The sequence below is a fragment of the Allobosea sp. P1_A7 genome (genome assembly GCF_056406775.1).
In genome coordinates, this window is record NZ_JBFTZN010000107.1 from 20,377 (window position 1) to 28,113 (window position 7,737).

The 7,737-nt window shown below is 64.4% G+C and carries 9 protein-coding genes; 6 read left to right on the top strand and 3 right to left on the bottom strand.

The window, feature by feature from the left end; translation table 11 throughout:
* The first annotated feature begins 417 nt into the window (after positions 1–417).
* Together edd and AC1D34_RS19260 are read left to right on the top strand one after the other, a co-directional pair.
* The gene (gene edd / locus AC1D34_RS19255; protein WP_476825045.1) at positions 418–2,262 is read left to right on the top strand and encodes a phosphogluconate dehydratase; all 1,845 of its coding nucleotides are present in this window, start codon (positions 418–420) and stop codon (positions 2,260–2,262) included.
* 215 nt (positions 2,263–2,477) lie between these two features.
* A complete protein-coding gene (locus AC1D34_RS19260) occupies positions 2,478–2,717 on the top strand; it encodes a DUF982 domain-containing protein (protein WP_441492870.1) in 240 nt (79 codons plus the stop codon).
* A 118-nt stretch (positions 2,718–2,835) separates the two neighbouring features.
* On the opposite strand, the gene AC1D34_RS19265 is transcribed toward AC1D34_RS19260, so the two are convergent.
* A complete protein-coding gene (locus AC1D34_RS19265) occupies positions 2,836–3,123 on the bottom strand; it encodes a DUF6894 family protein (RefSeq protein ID WP_476825046.1) in 288 nt (95 codons plus the stop codon).
* Positions 3,124–3,282: 159 nt separating this feature from the next.
* Here AC1D34_RS19265 and AC1D34_RS19270 point away from each other — a divergent pair, with 159 nt between their 5' ends.
* From AC1D34_RS19270 to AC1D34_RS19285, 4 genes are all read left to right on the top strand, one after another.
* A complete protein-coding gene (locus AC1D34_RS19270; protein WP_441492791.1) occupies positions 3,283–3,549 on the top strand; it encodes a hypothetical protein in 267 nt (88 codons plus the stop codon).
* 835 nt (positions 3,550–4,384) lie between these two features.
* Positions 4,385–4,540, top strand: a complete 156-nt coding sequence (locus tag AC1D34_RS19275) for a manganese efflux pump (protein ID WP_476825047.1) — start codon at positions 4,385–4,387, stop codon at positions 4,538–4,540.
* A gap of 225 nt (positions 4,541–4,765) precedes the next feature.
* Positions 4,766–4,963, top strand: a complete 198-nt coding sequence (locus AC1D34_RS19280; RefSeq protein ID WP_441492793.1) for a hypothetical protein — start codon at positions 4,766–4,768, stop codon at positions 4,961–4,963.
* Positions 4,964–5,409: 446 nt separating this feature from the next.
* Positions 5,410–6,132: a class I SAM-dependent methyltransferase gene (locus AC1D34_RS19285; RefSeq protein WP_476825048.1), complete on the top strand. Its 723-nt coding sequence runs from the start codon at positions 5,410–5,412 to the stop codon at positions 6,130–6,132.
* Between the two features lie 168 nt (positions 6,133–6,300).
* Here AC1D34_RS19285 and AC1D34_RS19290 read toward each other — a convergent pair whose 3' ends face one another.
* On the bottom strand, positions 6,301–7,314 hold the full coding sequence (locus AC1D34_RS19290; protein WP_476825049.1) for a sugar-binding protein: 1,014 nt from the start codon (positions 7,312–7,314) through the stop codon (positions 6,301–6,303).
* A gap of 39 nt (positions 7,315–7,353) precedes the next feature.
* Positions 7,354–7,737, bottom strand: a 384-nt coding sequence (locus tag AC1D34_RS19295; protein WP_476825050.1) for an ABC transporter permease, incomplete at its 5' end; no start/stop codon positions are given.

Below are 7,737 nucleotides of genomic sequence, written 5' to 3' on the forward strand. Positions count from 1 at the left end.
AAACGCAGCGTGATCGAGCCTGCCTCGATCGAGGATCGCGCGCCGCTCCTTGCATGTGGCGTCGACGCGCCAGCTCCGCCCGGCACCGCCTCGACCTGGACCCCCAGCACCTAATCCTGGGAATGAACCGCAGCATTCCCCGCACGGCGTCGAGGAGCAACTCCCTGGGCGGGGGTGACTTGCGAGACGAGGATGGTCTTTGCACTGCGCGCGATCAGGGTGTTGATTGAGGCTTGGCCCGGCTCGCCATCTCCAGCGGAAGAGAGCGCGAGCAGCAGCGATCAAGCTCGGGCATGGCGTCGACGTCGGGATGGCCATCTTTTTGCAACATGCTCTGGCAGCGGGCGACGCATGAGAGCGCGAATGCCCTGACCATGCCGTGTTCGTCGCCCATTCATACCGAGTCAGGAGGTCCCGATGACCGGCCAAGCCAGCGACCCGACCCTCGATTCCCGCCTCGGCGAGGTGACGGAGCGCATTGTCCGGCGCTCCCGCGACACGCGCCGGCGCTATCTCGACCGGCTGGCCGCAGCCGCGGAAGCCGGACCGCGCCGGCAGCGGCTCGGCTGCGCCAACCAGGCGCATGGCTTTGCCGCCTGTGCGCCGGGCGACAAGGCGATGCTGCGCTCCGGCGCGGGCGCCAATCTCGCCATCGTCACCGCCTATAACGACATGCTCTCGGCGCATCAGCCCTATGAGCGCTTCCCTGAGTTGATCCGCGCCACGGCGCGGGCGGCAGGCGGGGTCGCGCAGGTCGCGGGCGGCGTGCCCGCCATGTGCGACGGCATCACCCAGGGCGAGGCCGGCATGGAGCTGTCGCTGTTCTCGCGCGACGTCATTGCGCTGTCGACCGCGGTTGCGCTGTCGCACCAGAGCTTCGATGCGGCCGTGTTCCTCGGCATCTGCGACAAGATCGTCCCTGGCCTGATCATCGGCGCGCTGTCCTTCGGCCACCTGCCGGCGGTGTTCATTCCGGCCGGCCCGATGACGTCCGGCCTCTCCAATGACGACAAGTCGAAGGCGCGCCAGCTCTTCGCCGAGGGCAAGGTCGGCCGCGAAGCCCTGCTCGAGGCCGAGGCGCAATCCTATCACGGCCCCGGCACCTGCACCTTCTACGGCACCGCCAACACCAACCAGATGGTGATGGAGATCATGGGGCTGCACCTGCCGGGCGCCTCCTTCGTCAATCCCAACACGCCGCTCCGCGATGCCCTGACCCGGGCGGCGACCGAGCGGGCGATGGCGATCACCGCGCTCGGCAACGACTATACTCCGGTCGGGCGGATGCTGGACGAACGCGCCTTCGTGAATGGCGTCGTCGGCCTGCATGCCACCGGCGGCTCGACCAACCACACCATGCATCTCGTCGCGATGGCGGCGGCGGCGGGCATCCAGCTGAGCTGGGATGATTTCTCCGACCTCGCCCAGACGACGCCGCTGCTGACCCGGATCTATCCAAACGGCAAGGCCGACGTGAACCATTTTCATGCTGCCGGCGGCATGGGCTTCGTCATTCGCGAATTGCTCGGGGCAGGGCTGCTGCATCGCGATGTCGAGACGGTCTGGGGCAGCGGGCTCGACGCCTATGTCCAGGAGCCCGCGCTCGGCGCCAACGGTGCGCTGACCTGGCGCGACGGCGCCGAAAGCAGCGGGGACGAGACGGTGCTGCGCGGCACCAAAGCTCCGTTCCAGCCGACCGGCGGGCTCACGGTTCTGACCGGCGATCTGGGCCGGGCCGTCATCAAGACCTCGGCCATTGCCAGGGAGCGCCATGTCATCGAGGCCCCGGCCCGGATCTTCCACAGCCAGGAGGCGCTGCAGGCCGCCTTCAAGGCTGGCGAGTTCACGGGCGACCTCGTCGCAGTCGTGCGTTTCCAGGGGCCGCGGGCCAATGGCATGCCCGAACTGCACAAGCTGATGCCGCCGCTCGGCGTGCTCCAGGATCGCGGGTTCAAGGTGGCGCTGGTCACCGACGGACGGCTGTCGGGTGCCTCCGGCAAGGTTCCCGCCGCCATCCATGTCACGCCCGAAGCCGTCGAAGGCGGGCCGATCGCGCGGATCCGCGAGGGCGATCTGATCCGGGTGGATGCGGTGGCGGGAACGCTGACCGTGCTGGTCGATGAAGCGGAATGGGCCGCGCGCAAGCCGGCTGAAGCCGATCTCGAAGCGTCGCATTGGGGCGTCGGGCGCGACCTGTTCGCGTCGTTTCGCGCCGCCGTGGGAACAGCCGATACGGGGGCGACGATCTTTTCGGGGGTGTAGATCATCGGACCGGAGAGCATGTCCGGTTTGATGAGCTAACTCTTTGTCTTTGCGTCGGCTGTCCCGAAAACCGCAATCCAGTTTTCGGGCCGATGCCTGAGCGGGGCAGGACGCGGGCGTCGTTGCCCGTGAACACTTTGCCCGCCGGCTCCTCAGGGAACTGCCGGCCGCCCTTTGCGTTTTGGCAATCAGGAGCACGGGAATGTGCCATGCCGATGCACTGGTTCACCCCACCCGTTGTCGTTCAAGCCGACCGGCCTGAAGTGACCTATTCGGTCACCCATGTCGAACGAGCTGCAGAGTTCCTGCTTGCCTGGAAAGCGATAGGTGCGGGTCCGAAGTGGCAGGACGCTGTGCGCGCCTGCACCGCAGTGCTCAACGGTGCCGGGACTGTTGGTCATGCTCGGGAGACGTTCGAGGAGGCAGCGCGGGAGTGTGGCCGCCTTATCGGGTAGTCAGGCTGCGTGGCGGAGCTGGCTGCCCCACGAAGCGGATCCAATGGAGGCCGCGGGAACCTTTCGAGCTCTGTATCTCACGTGAACACTGGTCCGCTGCTCCAGCCGTTGCCCCCTCTCACTCGTCCTTAGGCCGCGCGATGGAATTGCGGAGCTGCGAGGGGAGAACTGGCGTGAGCCACTGACTGTCGAGGGTCAGTTTCGCCGCGAAAATAGGGGTTCCATCGGCGCAACGGATTCTCATCTCGACGCTGAGATTGTCACTGATCTGGATATGCTCTGCGATGATGTCCCCGAGGCTGGAAAGTGCGGAAAGGCGTGCGGCCGCGTGATCTTCCAGGTCAATCCCTTCGTCGTCCGCCACCAGTTCGGTGTTGATCTCGATGTCGAAAAAATACTGAGCCATGCAGACTCAACCGCGCCAACGTCGGCTGGTTCCCGGCCCTCCGCGCGTTCAATTCGTTGCATTATGACCACGATTGCGCACGACCGCTCGGGCCGCAGCTTTCCGCGCTTGTGTTCTTTTTAAATGTTTTAAACTGTAAGCGTCGCAKGGGAGAATGCGATGCCGTTTCGTTCCATTGTGGCCACACCGGAAGAGCTCGCCCTGATTGTGGCCGCGTTCGAGAACGCTTGGAGCGAGATCGATGCGCGAGGATCGTTCGACGTATTGAAGGCCGCCGGCCAGCGTGAGCGCCTTGGCTACATCGTCGCCGGATTGTGGTCGGCGGGCGAAACGATCGATCTGGCCAAACTCGCTGTACTACGGTTCGATGAGACCGCTATGGCTGACGCTCTCGAACGCCAGACGGTCATCCCGAACAAACCCTGACACATTGGTGATGCTGCACGGAACTCGGCGCTTCGCGATGGGTTCGCTATCGCGTGGGGGCGTCGTCCACATCCGGCGCCGTCACGGCCTAGGGGCCCCGCTGCTCCCGCCGGATCAGCGAGGCCTCCTGTTAGCCCTTCGTCTTGATGAGGCGAAGCCGCTTGATCTGAACTTTCAGCGCGGCAACGGCGGCCGCGCCGCGAATGCCCCTGATGCCTTGCTTTCGCGGTCAGGGGCGCCGGGGACGCCGTCCGGTATTTCGGCACGCTTCGCCTCGGGCAGGGAGCAGGTATTCCACCTCGCATTCGTGCCGCCACTCCCCGGAATCCGAGAGAACCTCTCGGCCGAAGAGATGGGACCAGACAACGCGAGGGGAGGACCCGGGCACGGTGAACCTCCAGGGTTGCCCCCAGACCGGTCGATCGCAATGCGTTCGTCGACGCAGGCACCGCATTCTGCTTGGGCTTAACGTGAGGCTGGCCACCGGTTCCCGTCAAGGAACGATTCCTCCGGGCTCGGCGTTCTCCAGACGTGATGGAGAAGCTGCTGCGTGCGCGCACCGTTTTCTGCGATCCCGTTCCGGCGCCGAGGCGCTGATAGACGCCGTCAGTTCGCGGCGTAAAGTTCCGCGCCAGGCTTACCTCGTCGACGCTCCGCCCCCGCMCGCATCGAGCCGTGCCTCGCCACGCTTGCGATCAAGCCGCCCACCGGTGAAGCGACCGCATCTCAGTCCTCGCGGAACCCATCTCAGAATTAGCCGGCGGGCCGCCGCCACGTCCGGAGTCGACCCATCTGAGACGTTTGAAGATCGGGGACTGGCGACCGGAGTTGGCGCATGTATGGCGTCTCTCTTGCCTTTCTCGATGTCAACATCATGGTCATCGCGCTCGCGATCGGTGCAGCGACGTTCCTGATGTCAACTGGCGGCATGTCGGCTGGCCGCTTCATCGGGGCGCAGTTCGGGCCCTATCGGCCTGACCGCCGCGTGTGAAGTCCAGCCCCCTTCTGCGGGGGCGAGGAGCGCACCCCTATGCCGGGACGCAATCACCGAGATCAAAAGTCCGCATCGCGGACTTTGGTCGGTGGCTCCCCTTAGTTCCCCGAGACCAACAGCGTGAAAAAGCTTGGACCTTGGCGAGTAGTGGCGCCTGCACAGCGTCCGTACCTTCTGACTCTCGATCTAAAGCCGCTCGCACGCGGCACCGGAGCAACGACGATGTTCGATCTCTTCAAACTCATCACCGACTCTATCCGTGAACAAACTGAAGAATATTCGAAGGCACAGGACCGGGTTGGTGCACGGCAAATCTCGGCCCTATTCGATCCTTTCGGCATGACCACAACTTCTCCCGTGCGGGTAGCAATCCGCAGCGATGAAGGCCCTCGCGGCCGTACCGCCAAACGAACAAGCTGAAGTGATGCTCCAGCGGGCTTCTTGGCCGCGGCGATCCGGACCCTGTTTTGTCTCCGCAATCAGGATCGGCACCAACCCGCGCAAGCCAGCGCGAACTGTCGCGCGGTTTGAGCCCTCACTGTCCAGGGGCTAAGTTTAGCGACATGGATCAGCTTCAAAAGCGGCTCGCATTGGGCATTGCGGCGAACCGCTCGACCATGCAGCGCTGCTGACATCACAAAGCCTCATCGAGCAACGTGGGCGAAAACGCGGGGCTCTTTAGGTCCGCTCCCCACCCGTCTCGGGCCTTACCGGCGTCCGCTCTCGGGCCGACGCGCCATGCACAAAAGCGCCCCGCCCCTGGCTGTCGAAATCTTGCCGTGGCGGACTGAATGAGCGATTGAAGGCTCGCGCATCGGGTCGCCCCCCACAGCGCGCCTGCATTCGAAAAGCTCCGCTAGGTAGCCATGGCCTCGGCTGAAACCACGTCCATCTCTGTCGCAAAATTCGACGCCGACCGCGCCGCTGAGTACCTCGTCCAGAGCCGCATTGCGCTGGCAGGTTACGACGCGTGCCATGAGCTTTCGGCCTGCATGCTGGCGGCGACGCTCGGTCCGGGCAGCGCAGCTCGTGTGCTCGCCGTTGGGGCTGGCGGCGGCGGACAGGAGATTGTCAGCGCTGCATCTCTTGAACCGGACTGGAGATTTGTTGCCGTCGACCCGTCCGCGCAGATGATGGATGTTACGGCGGGGCGGTTGCAGGAGCTCGGATTCTTCGAGCGGACGGAGATCGCGATCGGCTATGTCGAAGAGCTTCCCGCCCGGCGCGATTTCRACGCCGCGACCTTGATCGGCGTGCTGCATCATCTCCAGGGAAGAAAGGCCAAGRGCGACCTTCTTGACGCCATTGCGTCACGGCTGAAACCCGGCGCTCCTCTCATTCTTGCCGGCAATCGGTTTGCCTACGCTGCCGAACCTCTGCTGCTGGCGGCCTGGGCCGAGCGCTGGCGCATGCACGGTGCCAGGCCCGACGAAGTCGAGGCGAAGCGCGCCAAGATATTGCAGGGCGCCGATCCGCCTGCCTCGGAGAACGAGGTCGCTGCCTTGCTGGAGGCTGCCGGGTTCGGGCCGCCAACATGGTACTTTTCGAGCCTGTTCTGGGGCGCCTGCCTGGCTCGGTATCGCGGCTGACTGCGAGCCCGGGCGAAGTCAGCGGCAGAGCGGGATGACATCCCACCCTGGCTGGTTTCATCCGGCTCCAGATCATCGGGCCGGATATCGTATCCGGTCCGATGAACTAACCATCTGTGATTGCATCGGCTTTCCCGAAACCCGCAATCCAGTTTTCGGGCCGGTGCTTTAGCTCCCGGCGCCGACGCAGGTCGCGGCATTCTGCGGCGTGCAGACATCGAGGCCGGTATAGGTCGGATCCTTCGGGGCGGGCTTGCCGTCCTTCATCTCCTTCAGGAAGAACATGGTCTTGTAGCCCATCTCGAAGGGGCGCTGACCGACTTGCCCCTTGGACAGGCCTGCCTTCAGAAGATCCATCTGGACGGGCAGCGTATCTGCGACGACCAGCGCAAGCGAGCCGTCATCGATCCGGGCCTTATACTTCTCGGCGACCTTGCGATACGCTTGCGGGATGAATTGCGGGAAGCCGCCGGTTGGCACGAAGGCATCGAGCTTGGGGTTCTTGCCGAGCGTATCTTCCATCTGCTGCACCGAGAGCGGGAAGTCGTCGTTGGTGTAGAGCGGGCAACCCGCGGCCTCGGTCCAGCCATGCTGGCCGGTGAGCTTGGCACCAGGCGCGGAGGCCGATTTCGCGCCGGCAAGCGTATCGCGGATCCCTTGCATGCGCTCGTTATGGTTTGCAGCCGCCGCACCACCCGACTGGATGCAGATCGTGCCGCCCTTCGGCTTGATCTGCTGGACGAGCTTCGCGAGATTGACGCCGATGTCGTAGTTATAGGTGCCGACATAGGCGCTGCGCAGGCCCTTGTCCTTCGCAAGCAGGTCGGAATCCCAGGTCAGAACCGGAATTCCCGCTTTTTTGGCGCCCTCGAGCGCCTTGCCCATCGCGGCGGCATTCGACGGCGAGACGGCGATGCCATCGACCTTCTTGGCAATGAGATCGTTGATGACCTGGACCTGTTCATCGCCGCCGCCATGTTCGCCAGGCCCGATATAARGGCACTCGATCGCGCCGTTGAGTTCCTTCTCGGCCTTCTTGCAGCCGTCGCGGGCTTGATCGAAGAAGGGATTGTTCATGTTCTTGGGCACCAGGGCGAAGACGTATTTCTTGCCCTGAGACTGGGCTTCTCCTCCAACGGCGAGCAGTGCGAGCGCGGCGACACCTAAAGTCAGCGTTTTCATGAGCCTCTCCTCCTGGTGGTTATTGTCGTCCGGTCTTCCTCATGCCGAACCCTTGCCGCGGATCCGCTGCAGCAGAACCGCCAATACGATGAACAGGCCGACGAAGGCGCCCTGCCAGTTGGAATCGACCCCGGCCATGAGCAGGGAATTGCGGATCACCTCGATCAGCGCGGCCCCGATCACGGCGCCGTAGGCTCCGCCCTGGCCACCCATCAGATCGGCACCGCCGATCACGGTCGACGCGATCACCCGCAATTCGTAGCCCTGACCGAGCGCATTGATGGCCGAGCCTTGCCAGCCGACGATGAGAACGGAGCTCAGGGCGGCGGTCAGGCCTGAGACGATATAGGCCTGCAGCTTGATCCGCCGGACCGGCACGCCGGTCAGGCGGGCGGCGTTCTCGTTGCTGCCGATGGCGTAGAG